This is a genomic window from Pedobacter sp., from assembly GCF_965227205.1.
Taxonomy (GTDB): domain Bacteria; phylum Bacteroidota; class Bacteroidia; order Sphingobacteriales; family Sphingobacteriaceae; genus Pedobacter.
Map to the genome: position 1 here is coordinate 3,743,685 of NZ_OZ245727.1, position 20,869 is coordinate 3,764,553.

The window sequence follows — 20,869 nt, forward strand, 5'->3', positions numbered from 1 at the left end:
TCCAAAGCTTTTAAATTTTACTAATTTAGCACCCTTATCAATTTTAAAATGAAGAATTTATACAAATCGAATATACTTCTAATATCGCTTACAGCCTGTATCTTCGCGGCTTGTAGTGGAAACAACACAACTGAAAACAATAAACAAGTTACAGTACAAAAAGATAGCTTAACTGGTTATGTTGCACAACGCTTGCCAATTTATGAGCGTGTGAAGCTTACCACAAACATTAACAGCTTAAGCATTAGCGACCGCAAAATTTTACCGCTACTTATCCAGGCGGCAGAAATTATGGATGAACTTTACTGGAAACAAACTTATCCACAAAAAGATAGTTTGCTTGCCACAATTAAGGATGAAAAAACACGTGATTTCTTCAACATAAATTACGGCCCTTGGGATAGATTAAATAATGATAAACCGTTTGTTAGTGGTGTTGGCGCTAAACCAGACGGAGCATCATTTTATCCTTATGGAATAACGAAAGCTGAGATTGAAAAATCAGACCTAGCCGATAAATTTGGGGCTTATTCTGTTGTTAGAAGAGATAGTACAGGAAAACTTAGTACTATTCCTTACCACGTACTATTTGCATCAGAATTACAAAGAGCGTCTTCATTGCTTAAGCAAGCTGCATTAATTACTGAAGATGCCGGCTTAAAGAAATACCTGAACTTAAGAGCAGATGCTCTAGTATCCGATAATTTTACAGCGAGTGACTATGCCTGGTTAGATATGAAAACTAATGGATTGGATATTATAATCGGTCCGATTGAAAATTACGAAGACAAGTTATTTAACGCCAGAACTAGTTACGAAGCTTACGTTTTGGTTAAGGATAAAGAGTGGAGCAAGCGTTTAGCCAAGTATGTAAAAATGCTTCCAGAATTGCAGAAAAACTTACCCGTTGCTGCAAAATACAAGGCAGAAAAACCTGGAACAGATTCTGAATTAAACGCCTATGATGTGGTTTATTACGCAGGAGATTGCAATTCTGGTTCGAAAACAATTGCGGTTAATTTGCCTAACGATGAAAAAATTCAGCAAGAAAAAGGTACACGTCGTTCGCAGTTAAAAAATGCGATGCAGGCAAAATTTGATAAAATTTTAGTTCCGATTTCGAAAGAGCTTATTGCTGCAGACCAGCAAAAATACATCAAGTTTGATGCGTTTTTTGCAAACGTAATGTTCCATGAAGTTGCGCATGGTTTGGGCATTAAAAAAACGGTTACAGGTAAAGGTTTTGTTCGCGAGGCACTTAAAGAACAGTACAGTTGGTTAGAAGAAGGCAAAGCCGATATTTTAGGTTTATATATGGTAACCGGCTTACTTAAAAAAGGAGAATTGCAAGGCGATATTAAAGATTATTACACCACATTTATGGCCGGCATTTTACGCTCTGTTCGTTTTGGAGCAGCAAGTGCACATGGAAAAGCTAATATGCAATGCTTTAATTATTTTAAAGAAAAAGGTGCATTTGAACGTTCTGCAAAAGGAACATACAGTGTAAATTATGAAAAATTTGCATTAGCTATGAATGATTTAAGCGCCTTTATTATAACGTTACAAGGCAACGGAGATAAGGTTGCGGTTGAGAAAGCTCAAAAAGAAAAAGCGAATATCTCAACCGAACTTCAGAATGATTTAGACAGATTAATGAAAAAGAACATTCCGGTTGATGTTGTTTTTGAACAAGGTGTTGATGTACTTGGCGTAAAATAAATTACACAATAAATTTTTGACCGCAGATGCGCAGATTCAGAACTGTACATCTGCGGTTTTTTTTGCAGTAAATTTTGTTAAATAAGCCTGACAGCAGCGAAAATACTTTTGGCGAACCAGAGTCTAAAACTTACGAAGTCACTTGAGATTTCCCTTAGTAAAGACTTCGTAAGTTTCGCCAAAATAAGTTTCGCCAAAAGATTGCAGCAAATGGCAGGACTAAATGAGCCATAAACTACTGGTTTTCACTTCCAAAATATTTACAGCCAACCTTTTTTAAATTTCTTGTAACCTTTTAAAAAAACGGTCGTCTTACTTATAACTAAGCAAAAGAAACATTTCGTTTCTAACTAAACTTTAAAAATTAAGCTTGCAATTAAAGCACGAGAAATTGGTGCTATAGAAATTGTTTTGCCATTTTTTAACCGAATACAGCATAAAAACCAATGAAAAACCTATACAAAATAGCAATAATTGTTACAAGCATTTTTACATCAGAAGCAGCTATTGCGCAAACCACACCAAAGCCAAATATTACCGGAATTATTGTTGATGAAAATAAAAAACCGGCCGATTATGTAACAGTAGTGCTTTATAAAGCAGCAGATTCTAGCATAGTGAAAACCGCCTTTACCGATCCAAGCGGCGTATTTGGCTTTTCGATAAATGCTAAAGGCAGTTATTTTTACAAAGCAAGCAGCATGGGTTACGCTGCAATAAAAAGTAAAACTTTAGCACTTGGCGATGATTTAAAAATCGATTTCGGAACAGCTCAGCTGGCTTCTACAAGTCAGAATTTAAAAGAAGTTACCGTTGCGGCAACTGTTCCATTAATTGAGCGAAAAATGGATAGAACGGTTATGAACGTTTCTAGCAGTTCTACAGCAATTGGTTCTACGGCTTTAGAGTTGTTGCAAAAAGCACCTGGCGTAAATGTTGACCAAAACGATAATATTTCGATGCTTGGTAAACAAGGTGTAATGATTCAAATTGATGGAAAGCAAACTTATATGAGCAATGCTGATGTAGCCACTTTACTGAAAAGCATGCAGAGTTCGGAAATTGAAACCATCGAGTTGATTACCAACCCATCTGCAAAATACGATGCTGCAGGTAATTCTGGTATTATAAACATTAAAACTAAAAAAAATAAAGGTGGCGGCACAAATGGTAGTGTTAATGCAGCTTTTGGTCGTGGCCAGAGATTTAGAGCAAGTACAGGCGGAAGCATTAATCACCGAACAAAATCTGTAAACTTATTTGGTAACTACAGCTACTACAATAACACAAGAGAAACCGATTTAACGATCGACAGGATTGCCAATGCAAGTGCTGGTGACAGGTATTTTTCGCAAATTAGCGAGTTTGAAAGGAAAAATAATGGTCATAATTTTAAAGCCGGAGCTGATTTTTTCTTGAATAAGAATAACACCATTGGCGTATTAATAACTGGTTACGATGGAGCTAGTAATGAAGGCTCAGTAAATAAAACAAATATTGGCGCTTCGTTTTCTCAAAGAGATTCTTCGGTTTTAGCTAATAACATTATCAGAAATAAGTACAATAATATTTCTTACAACCTTAACTATAAATCTGTTTTAGATACCGCAGGGCAAGAAATTACCATTGATTTAGATTATGGCAGATATAAAGGTGACGATGACGCAGATTATGTGAGCGATTATTTCTTTAACAACGGCGGCTTAATCAGACCAACGGTTATTACCAGAAACATTACACCATCTATTATAAATATTAAAGCTTTTAAAGTGGATTATGCCTTGCCACTAAAAAAACAAATGAAGCTAGAAGCCGGATTAAAAAGCAGCTGGGTTACAACTGATAATAATCTAATTGCCGAACAGTTTGTAAATAATGCCTGGCGAAACAATCAGCTACTTAGTAATCAGTTTATTTACGATGAAAATGTAAATGCAGCTTACTTAAATTTTAATAAGCAGTTTAAAACAACCAGCGTACAGTTGGGTTTAAGAGCCGAGCAAACCAACTCAAAAGGAAATTCTATTACAACTAATAAAGTTATAGATAGAGAATACTTAAACTTCTTCCCAAGTGTTTTTATTAATCAGGTGTTGGATAAAAACAACGACATTAATATATCTTATAGCCGCCGTATTGATAGACCAAGTTACGATGCTTTAAATCCGTTTGTATATTTTCTAGATCAGTACACTTACAACCAAGGTAACCCGTTCTTAAACCCTCAATACACAAACAATTTCGAATTTACTTACCTGCTTAAAAAGAAATATTCGGTTACTTTAAACTATAGCCGCACTACCGATGTAATTACCGAAGTGTTACTTCCTGATAATGAAAAACAGGCTTTATATCAAACCAACGAAAACATTGCTACGCAAAATGCTTACTCTTTGGTGTTGAATGCACCTGTTCAATTTATAAAATGGTGGAATAGCAATAACAGTTTAAACATTTTCCACATTGGTTTTAAAGCGCCAGATCTTGCCGGACAAAAATTGGATAACAAAAGCACATCGTTTCAGTTCAAATCGCAACACACCTTTAATATTCGCCCGGGTTTATCAGCAGAGTTAATGTTTAGGTATGATAGCCCGGTTACTTTCGGAGTGATGGAAATTGGCCGCAGATATGGTTTAGATGCAGGTGTAAGTAAATCTTTATTCAACAAAAAAGCAAGTTTGAAACTAGCTGCAACCGATATTTTCAATACCCAAATCAATAGAATAAACAGCGCTTTCCCTGGCCTATATTACACGCTTTACGGCAATAACGATAGGCAATACGTTAGCGTAAGTTTCACTTATCGCTTTGGTAAAAACGAAATTAAACCTGCCCGTAACCGAAGTACGGGTTTAGAAGCCGAACAAGGCCGAATGAAAAACTAAATTACAAATCCTTTGAAAAGCAAAAGCCCGGATACGAACATCGTTAGTCGGGCTTTTTACTAATTAAAAAAGGGCGATGTTTCCATCGCCCTTTGCTATTATTTACTCAAATACATTGATTTATCTTTGTAAAGCTTACGGAAGTAAGGGTCTTCTAAATCTTTGATGAAACGAATAGCCTCACCTGTAGATTTCATTTCCGGACCAAGTTCTTTAGTTACTTCAGGGAATTTCTCATAAGAGAAAACAGGTTCTTTAATTGCATAGCCTTGTAGCTTACGTTCGATGGTGAAATCTTTCAATTTAGCAACACCTAACATAATTTTAGCCGCAATGTTAATGTAAGGAACATCATACGCTTTCGCGATGAATGGAACTGTTCTGGAAGCTCTTGGATTGGCTTCAATTACATAAACCTTCTCATCTTTAATCGCAAACTGAATGTTTAACAAACCTCTAACATCTAAAGCTTTTGCAATTTTAATAGAGTATTCTTCCATTGCTTTAGTTACCGTTTCTGGCAAGCTAAAAGTTGGCAATACTGCGAATGAATCTCCAGAGTGAATACCTGCAGGCTCGATGTGTTCCATCATACCTACAATGTGCACATCATCTCCATCAGAAATCGAATCAGATTCTGCCTCTTCTGCTCTATCTAAAAAGTGGTCGATTAACACACGGTTGCCCGGTAAATCGCCTAATAATTTTACAACTGCTTTTTCAAGGTCTTCATCGTTAATTACAATGCTCATTCCTTGTCCACCTAATACATAACTTGGGCGAACTAAAACCGGATAACCTACCTCATTAGCAACAACAATTGCTTCCTCAGCATTTTCTGCAACACCATATTTTGGATAAGGAATATCTAATTCTTTCAATAAATCAGAAAAGCGACCACGGTCCTCGGCGATATCCATATTCTCGAAAGAAGTTCCGATAATCTTTATACCTTTTTCCGTTAGTTTTTCAGCCATTTTCAAAGCTGTTTGCCCACCTAACTGTACAATGACGCCTTCAGGTTTCTCTAAATCGATAATTTCGCGAACATGTTCCCAGAAAACCGGCTCGAAGTAAAGTTTATCAGCCATGTTAAAATCTGTAGAAACCGTTTCAGGGTTACAATTAACCATGATGGCTTCAAAGCCAGATTCTTTGGCTGCCAATAATCCGTGTACACAAGAATAATCAAATTCTATACCTTGGCCAATACGGTTTGGACCAGAACCTAAAACGATAACTTTTTTCTTATCAGAAGATTTGGATTCGTTTTCTTCATCAAATGATGAGTAATAATATGGTGTTTGCGCCGGAAATTCCGCAGCGCAAGTATCAACCATTTTATAAACTCTCTTTATGCCAAGTTCTTTTCTACGGTCGTAAACTTCATCTTCGGTTACATTGCCTAATAACCAGGCAATTTGTACATCAGAGAAACCTTTTTGTTTAAGTGTGAAGAAGAAGTCCTGAGGAATGTTATTTAATGAATATCTCTTAAGTTCAACTTCTAAAGCAACAAGATCCTGAATTTGATTTAAGAACCATTTGTCAATTTTAGTAACCTTACGAATAGATTCTAAAGGCACTCCCATTGTCATGGCATCTTTTATTAAGAATAAACGGTTCCATGAAGCGTGCTCCAAACCATCCATTATTTCTTCGATGTTACGCACTTGTCTGCCATCTGCACCTAAACCAGCACGGTTTATTTCTAAACTCTGACAGGCTTTTTGTAAAGCTTCGATGAAAGTACGGCCAATTGCCATAACCTCACCTACAGATTTCATTTGTAAACCAAGCTCTTTATTAGCGCCTTTGAATTTATCGAAATTCCAGCGAGGAATTTTTACAATTACGTAATCTAAAGTAGGTTCGAAATATGCTGAAGTTGTTTTTGTAATCTGATTTTCGATTTCATCTAAGTTGTAACCGATGGCTAATTTTGCTGCGATTTTAGCAATTGGATAACCAGTTGCCTTACTTGCTAAAGCTGATGAACGTGATACACGTGGATTAATTTCGATGGCGATAATATCATCATTAGCAGGATTAACCGAGAATTGAACGTTACAACCACCTGCAAAAGTTCCTATGGCACGCATCATTTTAATTGCCTGGTTACGCATTTCCTGGTAGCAACGGTCAGATAATGTCATTGCCGGTGCAACCGTAATCGAATCTCCGGTGTGAATACCCATTGGGTCGAAGTTTTCGATTGAACAAATGATAATCACGTTATCATTACTGTCTCTCAATAACTCTAATTCATATTCTTTCCAACCTAAAACGGCTTGTTCTACTAAAACTTCGTGAGTTGGAGAAGCTTCTAAACCGCGTTTAAGCGCAGCATCAAATTCTTCTTTTTTGTGTACAAAACCACCACCAGAACCACCTAAAGTGTAAGATGGGCGAATTACCAATGGAAAACCTATTTCTTGAGCGGCTTCTTTACCTTCTAAAAATGAATTGGCAATTTTAGATGGCGCTACACCTACACCTATATCAACCATTAACTGGCGGAACGCTTCGCGGTTTTCAGTTTTTTCGATAGCTGCTACATCAACACCAATAACTCTAACACCATATTTTTCCCAAACACCACGCTCAGAGGCTTCCACACAAAGGTTTAATGCAGTTTGACCACCCATCGTAGGTAATACCGCATCAATTTTAGGCAAATCCGGAGAGTTGATATGCTCTTGCAAAATAACCTCAATCGAATCTACAGTCAACGGACGCAGATAAACATGGTCGCCGATAACTTTATCCGTCATAATCGTTGCCGGATTAGAGTTGATGATTGAAACGGTAATTCCTTCTTCTTTTAAAGAAAGTGCCGCTTGAGAACCGGAATAATCAAATTCGCAGGCTTGGCCAATAATAATTGGTCCCGATCCGATAATTAATACTGAGCGTATGGAAGTGTCTTTAGGCATGATAAAGCTTAATACAATAATTAAAATTCTAAAGTTTTTGCGCCTCTGAAGGCTGAAGAAGCAAGTTGGTTTTTTGCTTTATGGAAGAAAATCCCAACTGTTCTGTCGGGATGCAAAGATACACCTTTAGAAGTTATTTTAAGCCTATTTTTTTAAAATAAAAAAGAGGGTAAAATTAACCCTCCTTATAAATTTTTCTTTTGCAAAACACGTTATTGCTGTAATTTTATTTCGCCTAAATCTGTTGTAGAACTATCTTTTACTGCAACGTTTTCGATTGTTGCATCTTTATATGGTGCGTTTGCTTTAATCCAAACTTTGTAAACACCTTCTTTTAAGTTTGTAAAAGTAAAAGCGCCTTGATTCAAATCAGCTTTTAACGTGTCTGTTCCTGCAACAAGTGCTATAGTTGCAACACCATCAGCAGGCGTAATTTTTCCGCTTATGCCACCAAGTTTAACATTGGTAAAGGCAAAAATTGTAACAGTTAACATTAAAAATGCTACAATAAATATATTTTGCTTTTTCATCTTGATAAAATATTTCAGATAACTTTTCACAAAGTTAAATTATGTTAAATATAAACGCTTCAAACTCAAAAAAGTTTCAAACAATGAAGTGTAATTTACACACTGTATTAATTCTTGGACAGGTAGAAAAACCTATTTGACGAGCATTATAGCAAGGATCTTTTAATCAGAAGCCAATTTTTAATCGCGTTTTAATTATCAAGTCATGTTTAAGTCACGAATGAATGAATTGAATATTATTGGCAACAATGTTGTAATAAGCCTATCGTATTTGCGTTTTGTAAATACTTTAGAGTTCGATCTAAAGCTTCCTCAGCGGCTTAGTTACCCGCAAAGAGGATTTCTTCATAAATAGTTTGTTTGGTTTATTATCCGGTCAGAGGAGCCCTCCTCGACCGGATTTTTTCTTTAATGTGGTTTTTGTTTCTATTTTTGAATACATGACAATTGCTGCTGCACCTTTTTTTGATTTTCTAACCGATCAATTTTTACAAACATCAGTTTTAGAATGGTTTGCTGTAATTACAGGCTTTATCTGCATTTATTTAGCTGCCAAAGAAAGTATTTGGAATTGGCCAATCTCTATTATAAGTGTAGTTTGTTATGGCTTTTTATTTTTTAGAGAAGCCATGTATGGCGACATGACTTTGCAGATATACTTTCTTTTTACAGCCTTTTATGGATGGTACTTTTGGTTCAGCAAAAAAGAAGAAGTTGATAAGCCCATTACTTTATTAAAAAAAGAAGGCTGGTTTTTAGCCATTTTATTCATAATTGCCTTAAGTTTTTTATTAGGCTGGTTTATGGCAAACTTTACAAATAGCACAGTACCATATGCTGATGGGTTTTGCACATCAATAAGTTTCGTAGCACAAATTTTGCTGACTAGAAAAGTGTTACAAAACTGGCTGTTATGGGTATTTGCAAACATCTGCTATGTTCCGCTTTTTATTTACAAGCACTTAAATTTAAGTGCAATATTATATTTTGTGTTAATTATTATTGCCTACAAAGGCTATCTGGATTGGAGAAAAACATACCGTGAACAAGAATATTAAAAAGATAGCTATAGTTGGCCCGGAAAGCACCGGAAAATCGACCATGTCAAAATTTTTGGCAAACCATTACAATGTTTCCTGGGTACCTGAGTATGCCCGTTATTACTGCGCAAATTTAGAAGCACCATATTCTTTACAGGATGAGCTGAACATGTATTATGGTCAAATTGCATTAGAAGATGCCGTTCTCAACATTACCAAAGGCGAATTTGTTATTTGCGACACAACTTTTATAACCGTAAAAATCTGGAGCGACGAAATGCTCGGCGAAACTCCCGAATTGGTTTTGGATGCTTTACCGAAAAGACCTTACGATTTATACCTTTTAATGGATATTGATTTACCTTGGCAGGACGACCCATTGAGAGATTTTCCGAACCAGCGAGAATATTTTATGGAAATTTGGCATAAGGAATTAAAAGCTTTAAACGCAAATTACAAAGTAATTGGTGGCATTGGCGAGCAAAGACAACAAAACGCCATTGATGTGATTGATGACTTTTTAGCTTTATAGATTTTGGAAAGCGCTGGCATCGTTTCTATTCAAAAAAGATTGCAGCAAAAAGCGTGACTATCGTGAGTGAACCACCTACAAATATTGCTTTTCTAAAAAAAGATAAAGCTATTTTAAGCAATCCTAAACATATTTTTCTACATTTGCCACATCATTAGGGGTGCCTTGTTTTAAATAACACAAAAACGGGCTGAGATCATACCCATTTTGAAGCAGAAAGAGGAAAGCAAAAAAGCTAAAAGCTATGGTTAATTACCAAGCTTTAGTCTTTAAGCTTTAAGCCTTAAGCTTTAAATGCACCTGATCCGGGTAATGCCGGCGTAGGGATTGGAGTTATGGAAGTTTAACTGAAATCGGGAGTACCCCTATTTCCGATGGGTTTAACTAAAAACAAAAACATTGAAAAAACTACTTTTTGCAGCTTTAACTGCAATGCTGCCTTTCTTTGCATTGGCACAATTTTCTGTTACCGGAAAAGTAACAGACAACAATCAAAAAGCATTACCTGGCGCAACAATTAAGGTAAAAAACACAAAAATTACGGTTTCTGCTGATGAAAATGGAAATTTCACAATCGGCAATTTATCATCTGGTAGGCATGTAATTACAGCAAGTTATTTAGGTTTTAGAACCACCGAAAGTTCTGTTAATTTAAATCAGAACGAGAATTTAAACATTACCTTAATTGCTCAAAATTTTCTTGCCGATGAAGTTGTAGTTAGAGCAACCAGGGCGAATGAAAAATCGGCAACAACTTACAAAAACGTAAGCAAAGCAGAAATTCAGGAAAATAACTTCGGGCAGGACTTGCCTTTTATTTTACAAAACACACCCGGTGTTGTTGTAAATTCTGACGCTGGTGCAGGTGTTGGTTATACAGGAATTCGCATCCGTGGTAGCGATAACAGCAGAATAAATGTAACGGTTAACGGTATTCCAATTAACGATAGTGAAAGCCAGGGTACATTTTATGTTAATATGCCCGATTTTGCTTCATCTGTTGATAACATTCAAATTCAGCGTGGTGTAGGTACATCTACGAATGGTGCTGGTGCTTTTGGTGCAAGTTTAAACATTCAAACAACTGCCAGCGAAGTAGAACCTTATGCAGAGGTGAACAGCACTTATGGTAGTTTCGATACGTGGAAAAACACAGTAAAAGTTGGTACAGGTTTAATAAACAATCGATTCAGTTTTGATGGCCGTTTATCGAGAATTAGTTCTGATGGTTATGTAGATAGAGGTTCATCGCTTCTTAAATCTTATTTCTTATCTGGAGCTTACCATGGCAATAAAGATTTACTTCGCATTAACGTTTTTGCTGGTGCAGAGAAAACCTATCAATCGTGGAATGGAATTCCAGAGTCGAGATTGAACAATGACGTTGCGGGCATGAAAGCATATATAGCAAGAAACGAACTAAATGATGAAGATGCTGCTAACCTCTTAAATTCTGGAAGGACTTACAATAGTTTCACTTACAATAATCAAACAGATAATTACTGGCAAAATCATTATCAGTTAATTTATGCGAGACAGATTTCTGATAATTTCTCCTTCAACGGCGCTTTGCATTATACACAAGGTGAAGGTTATTATGAAGAATACAGAGCAAATAACAGGTTAAGTGATTATGGTTTAAGCTCTGTTGTAATTGGTGGCACAACAATTTCGCGTACAGATTTAATTCGTCGCAGATGGTTAGATAACGACTTTTATGGCGTAACCTACGCATTTAACTATGTGCCGCAAAAGAACTTAAACTTTACGCTTGGTGGTGCATACAATGAATACAAGGGTGCGCATTTCGGACAGATTATCTGGGCGCAATATGCATCAAACGGAAATATTGATAGACATTATTACGACAACGAAGGTTTTAAAACCGACTTTAACATTTATGGAAAAGTAAATTATAGTCCGGTTGAGGCTTTAAGTTTATTTGCCGATTTACAGTACCGCCGCGTGTATTACGATATTTTAGGAACAGAAAATAAGTTGAACTTTTTATCTATTAATGATAAACTTAACTTCTTCAATCCGAAAATTGGAGCAACTTATTTTATTAATCCGCAAAGTAATTTATACGCATCGTTTAGTGTAGCCAACAAAGAGCCAAATCGTAATGATTATACAGATGCAGCAATTGGTACATTTCCAAAAGCCGAAAGACTTAACGATGTTGAATTTGGTTACCGTTTTAAAAACAGCAACTTTAATTTAGGTGCAAATGCTTATGGTATGTTCTACAAAAACCAGTTAGTGGTAACCGGAAAAATTAACGATACGGGCGGTAACTTCCGCCAGAATGTAGATAAAAGTTATCGCTTAGGATTGGAGTTGGACGGTTCTTACATCATCAATAAATTTTTCGCCTTAAATGCGAATGCAGCATTTAGCAGAAATAAGATTAGAAACTTTACAGAATATTATGATGATTATGATAACGGCGGTCAGGTTGTAAATAATTATGAGCTAACTGATATTTCGTATTCTCCTTCGGCAGTGCTTTTTGGAGAAGTTGTGTATAAACCTGTTAAAGGTTTCGCAATAGCTTTACAAAGTAAATATGTAAGCAAACAGTATTTAGATAACACGCAAAATAACAACAGAACCATTAACGGTTATTGGGTTAGTAATGCCCGTTTAGGTTACGATTTTAAATTTGCTGGTGTAAAAAATGTAAACCTGGGCTTACTGGTAAATAATCTTTTAGATAAAAAGTATGAAAGCAATGGTTATACCTACGGCTATCTTTTAGGTGGAAGCAGAATCACTGAAAACTTTTATTATCCCCAAGCAGGCACTAATTTCTTGCTAAATTTGAACGTTAAGTTTTAAGAAAAATCTATCCGTCATTGAGAGGCACGAAGCAATCTTATGAGTGAGATTGCTTCGTACCTCGCAATGACGATTTAACGTAGAATTCAAATAACAGTGTTATGAAATACATAGAAAAACTCCATTACATCACTCACGATATTCCAAATTTCTCTCACGTAGAGCAAGTGCAACTTGCTTGTGAAGCTGGTGCAAAATGGATTCAATATCGCTGCTTAAGCAAAGCTGATGCTGAACTTATGCAAGAGATTAACACAATCGCTGAAATATGTGATGACTGGGGCACAACTTTAATCGTAACCAATCACATCCATTTAAATGGCAAAGCCGATATACAGGGATTTCATATAGAAGATATGGATGCAGATTTCATCGCTTTGCGAAAACTTGTTGGTGATGACATAACTCTAGGCGGTTCTGCGAATACTGTTAATGGTTTGCTTCGCTTAGCAAAAGAAGGTGCAGATTATGCCGGTTTTGGACCATTCGCAATAAGCGAAACTAAGCCGAATAAATATCCGGTTCTAACATTTGAAGACTATAAAAAGGCAACTGATAAATTAACTGAAGAGGGAATTAATTTGCCAATTTTGGCCGTTGGCGGAATTACTTTATACGATGTTGAAGCCTTAATGCAAACTAATATTCATGGCATTGCAGTGGCTGGTGCAATTAATAATGCTGATGATTTTATTCAGGCATATCAGGATTTTTACGCTCTGCTTTAAATTTCGAAAAATCTGAAATTAACTTATCTTCGCAATATGTCTTCACACCATATTGTAAAAGAAAAACAAGAGCCAGCCTTGTATATTGATGAGCTTGGCAACTTTAATGAGGAACTTTTGGGTCAGCTTTTGGAGTGGAGCCCAACGCTTTTGGTTAATGGAGATAATTACGATAAAATTATTTCTCTTGGCTTAAAGGTTGATGTTTTGATTAACGGAAATGACCAGCAAGTGCAGGAAGACACAAAGATTGTTCAAGGTCCGGCTGATGCCTTTATGGTAGCCATGAATCACCTTGTGGGCGAAAAATATCCTGCTGTAAATGTAATTACCGCAAAATTCGATTTAGAAAAATTCGCTGGTTTTGAAGATGAAATTAATTTAGTCGTATTTACAGAAAGGGCTAAACATTATCAAATAAAATCTGGGTTTTCAGTTTGGAAACCTGCCGGAAGTGAATTCTTAATCCATGGAAATTCTTACTTAGAAGTAACCAACTTAATGCAAACAGAAGAAGAAATTTTTGTGGTTGTTAATGACGGTTTTGTTGACTTTACATTTTCTGGCAGCCCAATTTTTATTAGTGAACCATTGTTATGATTACAATAAGAAAAGCTAAAGAGGAAGATATTGAAATCATCCGATCCATAGCCGCTGAAACCTGGCCGACTGCCTATTTAGAAATTATTGGACAAGCACAGATAGATTATATGTTGAAGAAAATGTATAATCGCGGAGAGTTGATAAAACAACTTATGGATGGCCATATTTTCTTAATTGCTGAAGATGGTGAAAAACAATATGGCTTTGCAGGATACTCTATAATTAACCACGAAGAGCGCATTTACAAACTGCATAAACTTTATGTTTTGCCATCTGCAAATGGAAAGGGCGTAGGTAAAATCTTAATTAATGAGGTTTTTAATCAGGTAAAAAACATCGGGGCTTCTGCATTGCAACTCAATGTAAATAAAAACAATAAGGCAAAAGATTTCTATCTTAAAGCTGGTTTCAATATTAAAGAATCAGTAAAACTTGATATTGGGGATGGTTATTTTATGGATGATTATGTTATGGAGTATACGTTTTAATGTGATAATACCTAAAACGGCCGTAAAAAAAAGCCACAGATTTGCAGATTAAAACTCAAGCCCTGGTCTGTGTCTTCACAGACCAAATGAAAAGATTTTTATAAAGTAGATTGCTTCATGCCTCGCAATGACGAATTGTAAAAAGAAAGCCACAGATTTACAAATCAAAATTCATATAATCTGTAAACCTGTGGCTTTTAAATAACTCCTTATTGCTTCAACTTCGGAATCCTGGTTGGTGCATCAGTTCCGTTAACAATAGAAGTTGCGCTTTTCGCTATCGCTTTTATTGTTGATAAAATATTCTCTACATCCAAAGTGCTGTATTCATCTTTCACCGTGTGATAAAATTTGTCAACATCAATTTGGTCGGTGCTAATTGTATGTGCCGGTACACCTAAAGCAGCCAATGTTGCATTATCACTTCTGTAAAATAAATTTTGTTCTTTATAAGGATCCGGATGGAAAGTAAACTCGGTTCCCGCTAAATTCTTCTGTAAAATTTTTCCGAAATCTGATTTATCGTAACCTGTAATAAAAGCTGAATTTTTACCAAATTTAGAATCCTTTCCAATCATTTCAATATTAAACATCGCCACAACATCATCAGGATTTAACTTCTCAGAAAAATACTTTGCGCCGAAACCACCAATTTCTTCAGCTGTAAAAGCCACAAAAATTAAGGTACGTTCATTATTTTTTTGCGCTTTATAATACTTTGCCAATGCAATCATCGCTGTAGTTCCTGAAGCATCATCATCCGCACCATTTGCAATGCTATCACCTTCTACTGATTTAGTTATTCCTAAGTGATCATAATGGCCTGAAAACACAACCAGTTCTTTTTCTTTCGATTTGCCGGGAATCATGCCTGCAACATTGAATAAAGAAAGTTTTTCTACTTTGTTTTTTACTTCAGCGGTAAATTCTTTTGCTTCATTTAGACCCAATACAAAAATTGTCGCATCTGGCGTTGGCGATTGAGCATCTTTTTCATCTAGAACAGCACCACGATTCCAAAAGGATTTATAACGCTTAAAATCAGCTGCAAATTTTGCATCAACCAAAACAATTTGCTTTTTACCCGGACGGTTTAGCAAGCGATATTGAGCTGCAAAGGTTTTTGTAGTATCTAGTTTTATTATACCATCAGCGTTTGTCTGATCAAATATAATTGATGGAGATTTTGCCCAAACTAAAATATTTTCCTGTGGAATAGTTTTGCCATCAATAACCAATTTGGTTGGCTCAGGTGTTAACCTCATTTTATAAAAAGTCTGGCGGAAAGAGCTTTCACCCGTTAAAGGTTTTAAACCGATTTTTTTAAATTCTGATTCGATAAAAGTTGCAGCTTTATCAATGCCAGGCGTAAAAGTACCACGGCCTTCCATTGCATCGCTACTTAAAGTTTTAATCAAATTGTCGGTATATTCTCGAGTTATAATTTTATCGATATTTTGTGCACTTAGCTGCAAAGTTGCCATTCCGGCTAGCGCAAAAAGGAAAATCTTTTTCATTTATGTTTATTAGTATGTCTATTTAATTCTTTATTTTGATTTTACCTGCGAGTTTAACCAATTATCTCTAAAACTCTGCATGTCCTTAGTCAAACTACCACCTGTTTTTTCAATTGATAAGATTTCTAAGATTGGATTTTCTGTAAAAGTAAGTTTTGTCGACTTCGCAATTCCGTGATAGCTATAAGTAACATCAACTACATCTCCGGGTTTGTGCGCATCTGTAACCTTCGTTAATGCTGCCTGGTCTTTCATTTCGACACCATCAATCGTTAAAAGTAAAGCACCAAAATCCAAACCTGCATCGTAGGCTGGTGTACCTGTTAAAGTTTGCGGAACAATTGCTTTACCATCCTCAAAAGTTATCCTGCCAATTCCTGTATAAGCTTTTCCGGCATTTGCTTTACGTAATACATAACCAGCATTTAACAGCAATTTTGCGTAATCATTTTTATCTGTTCCGTAGATATATCTTTTGAAGAAATCAGCCGCAAAAGCCTGATTTTTAGTCAACAGACCTAATGTTTTTTCCAAATCTGGAATTGTGTAAGCAATTTCCGGCTTACCGTAAGCTTTCCAAAGTGCCCGCATATAATCATCAAGCGTAAGCTTAAAATCTGCACGAAGTTTTAAATCCAACGCCAAAGCTGTTGCAGCGCCGTAAGTGTAATAAGAAAGGAATATGTTTCCTTTGTTGCTTTGGTCGATGGCAACTCCTGCATCAGCAAAAACTGCATAACGACTTGCTTCTATTGGCGAAAAGTTTTTCCCTCCAGGCGAGTTAACAGCTGCATTTACCAAACCATTAAAAGTCTGAGCAGCATTGTCAGCCGTTTTAAAACCTGCCCTTGTTAAAAGTAAATTGCCATAATATTGTGTAAAGCCTTCAGCTAGCCAAAGTTCATTGCTAATATCAGAATGTGTAAAATCAAATGGTTCTAATGTTTTCGGACGAAGCCTTTCTACATTCCAGCTGTGAAAAAATTCGTGAGAGAATGTACCTAAAAGGTTCGATTCGTAGCCTTCGATTTTTGGTGTGCGCTGAACAATAACTGTCGAGTTTCTATGCTCCATTCCATCGCCTGCATAATCAGGATAAACATCATGCAGGAAATAATAATTTCCATAATCGTAAACCGGATATTCACCCCAAACGGCGTAATGTTCATCAACCATTTTCTTAAGCATTTCTGCATAATTATCTATGGTTTTTTGTTCGTCTTTTGAATGCGAAATCAAATGAATGGTTTGCAGTTTACCATCTTTGTTTTTTAATTGCCAACTGGCCGATTTATAATTAGCAATCTCGGTTGGGCTATCCATAAAATACTGAAAATTTCCAGCATAAAATGTATTATTTCCCATTGGCTTTAACTGAGTTGCAACTTTCCAGTTTTGCTTTTCGTTGTAATTAAATTTTACCAATCGGGGACGGGCATCCAAACCTACCGGAAAAGCAAATGTTGCAGGAATATTCATGTGGGCATGCGTTTCATCAAAACCCGCATAAGTGCCATCTATCCAATTCCCGAAAAGTGTATAGGTTATTTTGATGTTTTTACCATGTTCTGCAATTTCATATTCATCGCCTGCCGGCTGATTAATTTTAAGCAACTTTCCGTTCTCATCAAAAGCCTTTAAATTGTATACATTCTTGCCAAATTCATGCGTAGCGTATCTTCCTGGAGATGAACGGCTCATTCTGACCTTTAACTTCCCTGCCGGAACGTTCGGAATTTGCATCGAAATTTGAGCTTCATGATGAATCGCATTTGGAAACGAAACAGAATAACTGATTTCATTTTGTGCAGAAGCCCCTATTGATAAGAGCGTCATTACAACAGCTCCAATAATTTTTTTCATCTATATATAATGTTTTTAGTGGAGATGAAGCTATCGGATTTGTTCATCCCACTGCGTGGTTTGAAAAATCATGATGGTTTCATACGAATAATTTGATGGCCTTAAAATACGAAAAATGGAAGATGAATTATCAATAAATGGAAGATGTAATATGGTTGATGGAAAAATCCAACTTATAAGTTAACATCCCCATTTTACATCATCCATCTCACATATTCCATTTTACATCATCTATTCCCCATCCCAGTCGTATTTTTCTAAATCGCGGTAAGCTTTTCCTTTGATGATTTCTTTTCTTTTAGACGATTCAGAATCAACTCTGGTTTCGTGGATGTTATTGGCAACTTCCATCCTAAAATCTTTATGTTTTTTAGATTCGTAGATATCGGCCTCGTCGCCGTCGGCAGTAACATAATCGTATGGTCCACGGGCACTCATAAGTTTTACAAAAACCGGCAAACACTCAAAGAAAATAAATAGCAACCCAATAAACGTTACAGCCATTGCTGTATTGGTATCTTTTGTACCATCGGCATTTATGGAAAGCTGACCAAGCGCTGAATTTCTATCGGCGAAACCTGCAATATTGGAAAGGCTATCCAACTGTTTTGCGGTGTATAATTTTTCAGTAAATAAACCATCAAATTCTTTTCGTTTATCAACAAAAGCTTCTGACTTATTAATATTTGCCTTTAAGCTATCCAGCTCTGCTGTACGTTGCTTAATTTCCGTTTCCTTCCTTTTAGCATACGGGCCATAACCCATAACACCAGAGGTTTCGTTGGTTTTATTGCCAAAAATCTCGAAATTAAGTTTTTGTCTATCGGCTTTAATTCCTTTTTCTAAGCTATCTCTTGTTGCTTTTTGTTGATTTAAACGTCCAAATTCTACCTGATATTTTTTTTCAAAAGCCTTATTTAGCGTGTCAATTTTTTTCCGCTGACCGTTCAGGTAACTAACTTTTAGTCGTTCTTTTATTTCCTTATCAAAAATCTTCAATTCAATTGGCCTGGAAATTACGATACCAATCATTATTGCCAATAGAATTCGAGGTGTAGCTTGCAGTATTTGCTTATTGGTTGATGCACTTTTATTTATGCTCGATACGATGTATCTATCCATATTAAAGATTGCGGCTCCCCACAAGAAGCCAAAGATAAGTGCAAAAATTACCGCTAAGTCATCGCCTTTAAAAACAAAATACATGGCATAACCACCAGATAACGCAGCAAATAAGCCCGTAAAAAAGATAGTTGCACCAATGCCTGTATATTTATTTTGCTCAGTAGAATATTTTTCCAGTGTCGGGATATGGGCACCGGAACAAAACCAAAAGAATCGGTTAAGCTTGTTCATAAAAATATTTTATAGTTAAACGCCCAAAGGTTTAAGTTGTTACAGTTCTAAGCTAAATATTTTACTATCAAAATGTTTAGCCACCGTAATTAAAATGTTATAAGAAAAAGCATTATTGTAGCCATGAACTAATTTATATAAGTTTGTAAAAATAAATTTCACATGAAAGAAGTATCAGTACAGGAACTAAAGCAGAAAATCGACAATAAAGAAGATTTCCAATTAATTGATGTTCGAGAAACATTTGAGTACGAGGTTTCTAACCTTGATGGAGAAAACATCCCTTTGGGTGGTATATTAATTGAGGCTGATAAAATCTCGAAAGATAAACCGGTTATTATTCAATGCCGTAGTGGTAAAAGAAGTGCTGCTGCCGTTATGCAATTAGAATCGCAATATGGTTTCGAAAATCTATATAACTTAAAAGGTGGTATTTTGGCTTGGCAAGAAGCTTATGACCCGAATATGCCGGTATATTAAAATAACCAATATAAAATTTCAATTATCAAACTTTGCGAATTGCATTCCTAAGCTAAACGGGTTTGATAATTGAAATTTGATTCTTGTACATTAATCTTTTAGAAAAACAATAATTTCACCCGTGGGTAAAAAATTTGCTTTAAATATATTTTACAACCTTGCCATTATCCTTTCGGTTTTGGGTGTGGTTTGGTGCTATAATAACCATAAATATTTGCCAGGTGCATTTCTTGTGGGTACGGCAGCTTGTTTTCTATACTTTAAAGTCCAGTTAATGAAACAGATTAGGAAAACGTATGGGGAAAAAGATCCGGAGTAACGCCTTCTAATCCTAAACCAGGTAAATTTTTCAAAATATATTTTCCGTTCTCAAAATCAGGATCAGCAAACGGATTATTCTTCGTTAACCAAGGCCCATCTAAATCTGCCCAATTACACAGCGGAGCAAGCGCCGCAGCAGCAAGAGTAGCGCAACTGGTTTCGCTCATACAGCCAATCAAAACCTTCATACCAAAAGAGCGAGCTTTCAAAATCATTTGATGGCCTTCATACATTCCACAGCTTTTCATCAACTTTACATTAATGCCGTGGTAAGCACCCTTTAGTTTATCCATATCTGCCAGTCGTTGCATCGCTTCATCTGCCAATAATGGAATCGGACTACGTTCAGTTAACCAGGCATTTCCATCGATATTGTTTTTATCCATAGGTTGCTCTATTAAAACCACACCCTGATTATGTAGCCAATAAATTAAATCGATGGCCTTTATTTTATCTGTCCACCCTTGGTTTGCATCAACATACAAAGGTACATCCGTAATACTTCGTATAGTTTCTATAATTTCCTTATCGTTATCTCGTCCAAGTTTTACCTTAATTACTTTAAAGGCTTCTGCATCTTTAAGTTTCTCTCTAATAACTTCCGGAGTATCTATACCAATAGTGTAAGAAGTTACCGGCATTTTATCTGGATTTGCACCGTAAATTTCGTAACAAGGCCTGTCTAAAATTTTCCCGTTCAGGTCGTTCAAGGCAATATCTATTGCGGCTTTTATTGCCGGCTGACCAGGAGCAAGACTATCCAGATAGGCGATAATTTCTTCGAAGTTGAAAGGGTATTGAATTTTGTTCCAATCAAACATTTTCAAAAATGCATTTGCGCTCTCGTAACTTTCGCCCATGTACGGCACCATAGATGCCTCTCCATAACCTGTAAAACCTTCGAAATCAATTTTCAAAAGCATAAGTGGTGTACTAGTACGCGTAAATTTCGAAATTGAGAAAGGATGTTTTAATTCTAATTCAAACTGCTTGCAACTTATTTTCATTATCAATCGTCTATTAT

Annotated in this window: 16 protein-coding genes; 10 read left to right on the forward strand and 6 right to left on the reverse strand. The window is 36.0% G+C overall.

Annotated elements, in window-relative coordinates:
- The first annotated feature begins 48 nt into the window (after nt 1-48).
- Entirely contained in the window at nt 49-1,722 is a 1,674-nt protein-coding gene (locus ACO05K_RS16185; protein ID WP_421945469.1) for a dipeptidyl-peptidase 3 family protein, read from the forward strand.
- Nucleotides 1,723-2,168: 446 nt separating this feature from the next.
- Nucleotides 2,169-4,610, forward strand: coding sequence for an outer membrane beta-barrel protein (locus tag ACO05K_RS16190; RefSeq protein ID WP_421945470.1), 2,442 nt, complete (start codon nt 2,169-2,171; stop codon nt 4,608-4,610).
- A gap of 98 nt (nt 4,611-4,708) precedes the next feature.
- Here ACO05K_RS16190 and carB read toward each other — a convergent pair whose 3' ends face one another.
- Entirely contained in the window at nt 4,709-7,546 is a 2,838-nt protein-coding gene (gene carB / locus ACO05K_RS16195) for a carbamoyl-phosphate synthase large subunit (protein WP_421945471.1), read from the reverse strand.
- Between the two features lie 212 nt (nt 7,547-7,758).
- The gene (locus ACO05K_RS16200; RefSeq protein ID WP_421945472.1) at nt 7,759-8,076 is read right to left on the reverse strand and encodes a carboxypeptidase regulatory-like domain-containing protein; all 318 of its coding nucleotides are present in this window, start codon (nt 8,074-8,076) and stop codon (nt 7,759-7,761) included.
- A gap of 440 nt (nt 8,077-8,516) precedes the next feature.
- On the opposite strand from ACO05K_RS16200, the gene pnuC reads away from it, so the two are divergent.
- From pnuC to ACO05K_RS16230, 6 genes are all read left to right on the forward strand, one after another.
- Nucleotides 8,517-9,134, forward strand: a complete 618-nt coding sequence (gene pnuC / locus ACO05K_RS16205; protein ID WP_421945473.1) for a nicotinamide riboside transporter PnuC — start codon at nt 8,517-8,519, stop codon at nt 9,132-9,134.
- Nucleotides 9,118-9,648: an AAA family ATPase gene (locus tag ACO05K_RS16210; RefSeq protein WP_421945474.1), complete on the forward strand. Its 531-nt coding sequence runs from the start codon at nt 9,118-9,120 to the stop codon at nt 9,646-9,648. Before pnuC ends, ACO05K_RS16210 begins: the two co-directional genes overlap by 17 nt.
- Before the next feature lie 399 nt (nt 9,649-10,047).
- A complete protein-coding gene (locus ACO05K_RS16215; RefSeq protein WP_421945475.1) occupies nt 10,048-12,489 on the forward strand; it encodes a TonB-dependent receptor in 2,442 nt (813 codons plus the stop codon).
- Between the two features lie 101 nt (nt 12,490-12,590).
- Complete coding sequence (locus ACO05K_RS16220; RefSeq protein ID WP_421945476.1) at nt 12,591-13,217, forward strand: thiamine phosphate synthase; 627 nt, start codon at nt 12,591-12,593, stop codon at nt 13,215-13,217.
- Between the two features lie 36 nt (nt 13,218-13,253).
- Nucleotides 13,254-13,817, forward strand: coding sequence for a thiamine pyrophosphokinase (locus ACO05K_RS16225; RefSeq protein WP_421945477.1), 564 nt, complete (start codon nt 13,254-13,256; stop codon nt 13,815-13,817).
- Entirely contained in the window at nt 13,814-14,308 is a 495-nt protein-coding gene (locus ACO05K_RS16230) for a GNAT family N-acetyltransferase (protein ID WP_421945478.1), read from the forward strand. The genes ACO05K_RS16225 and ACO05K_RS16230 overlap by 4 nt, the downstream gene beginning before the upstream one ends.
- A 209-nt stretch (nt 14,309-14,517) precedes the next feature.
- Here ACO05K_RS16230 and ACO05K_RS16235 read toward each other — a convergent pair whose 3' ends face one another.
- The 3 genes from ACO05K_RS16235 to ACO05K_RS16245 all read right to left on the reverse strand — a co-directional run bounded on the left by ACO05K_RS16235 (nt 14,518) and on the right by ACO05K_RS16245 (nt 19,044).
- A complete protein-coding gene (locus ACO05K_RS16235) occupies nt 14,518-15,825 on the reverse strand; it encodes a M20/M25/M40 family metallo-hydrolase (protein WP_421945479.1) in 1,308 nt (435 codons plus the stop codon).
- Nucleotides 15,826-15,855: 30 nt separating this feature from the next.
- Nucleotides 15,856-17,688, reverse strand: coding sequence for a M61 family metallopeptidase (locus tag ACO05K_RS16240; protein WP_421945480.1), 1,833 nt, complete (start codon nt 17,686-17,688; stop codon nt 15,856-15,858).
- A gap of 231 nt (nt 17,689-17,919) precedes the next feature.
- Nucleotides 17,920-19,044 (reverse strand): DUF4407 domain-containing protein, encoded by a 1,125-nt coding sequence (locus tag ACO05K_RS16245; protein WP_421945481.1) that lies wholly within the window; start codon nt 19,042-19,044, stop codon nt 17,920-17,922.
- Nucleotides 19,045-19,206: 162 nt separating this feature from the next.
- Between ACO05K_RS16245 and ACO05K_RS16250 the strand changes: the two genes are divergently transcribed.
- Nucleotides 19,207-19,524 (forward strand): rhodanese-like domain-containing protein, encoded by a 318-nt coding sequence (locus ACO05K_RS16250; RefSeq protein WP_290242978.1) that lies wholly within the window; start codon nt 19,207-19,209, stop codon nt 19,522-19,524.
- A gap of 184 nt (nt 19,525-19,708) precedes the next feature.
- Entirely contained in the window at nt 19,709-19,843 is a 135-nt protein-coding gene (locus ACO05K_RS16255; RefSeq protein ID WP_421946300.1) for a DUF6358 family protein, read from the forward strand.
- On the opposite strand, the gene ACO05K_RS16260 is transcribed toward ACO05K_RS16255, so the two are convergent.
- Complete coding sequence (locus ACO05K_RS16260; RefSeq protein WP_421945482.1) at nt 19,809-20,852, reverse strand: dipeptide epimerase; 1,044 nt, start codon at nt 20,850-20,852, stop codon at nt 19,809-19,811. The two genes, ACO05K_RS16255 and ACO05K_RS16260, sit on opposite strands and share 35 nt — an antisense overlap.
- Between the last annotated feature and the right edge of the window lie 17 nt (nt 20,853-20,869).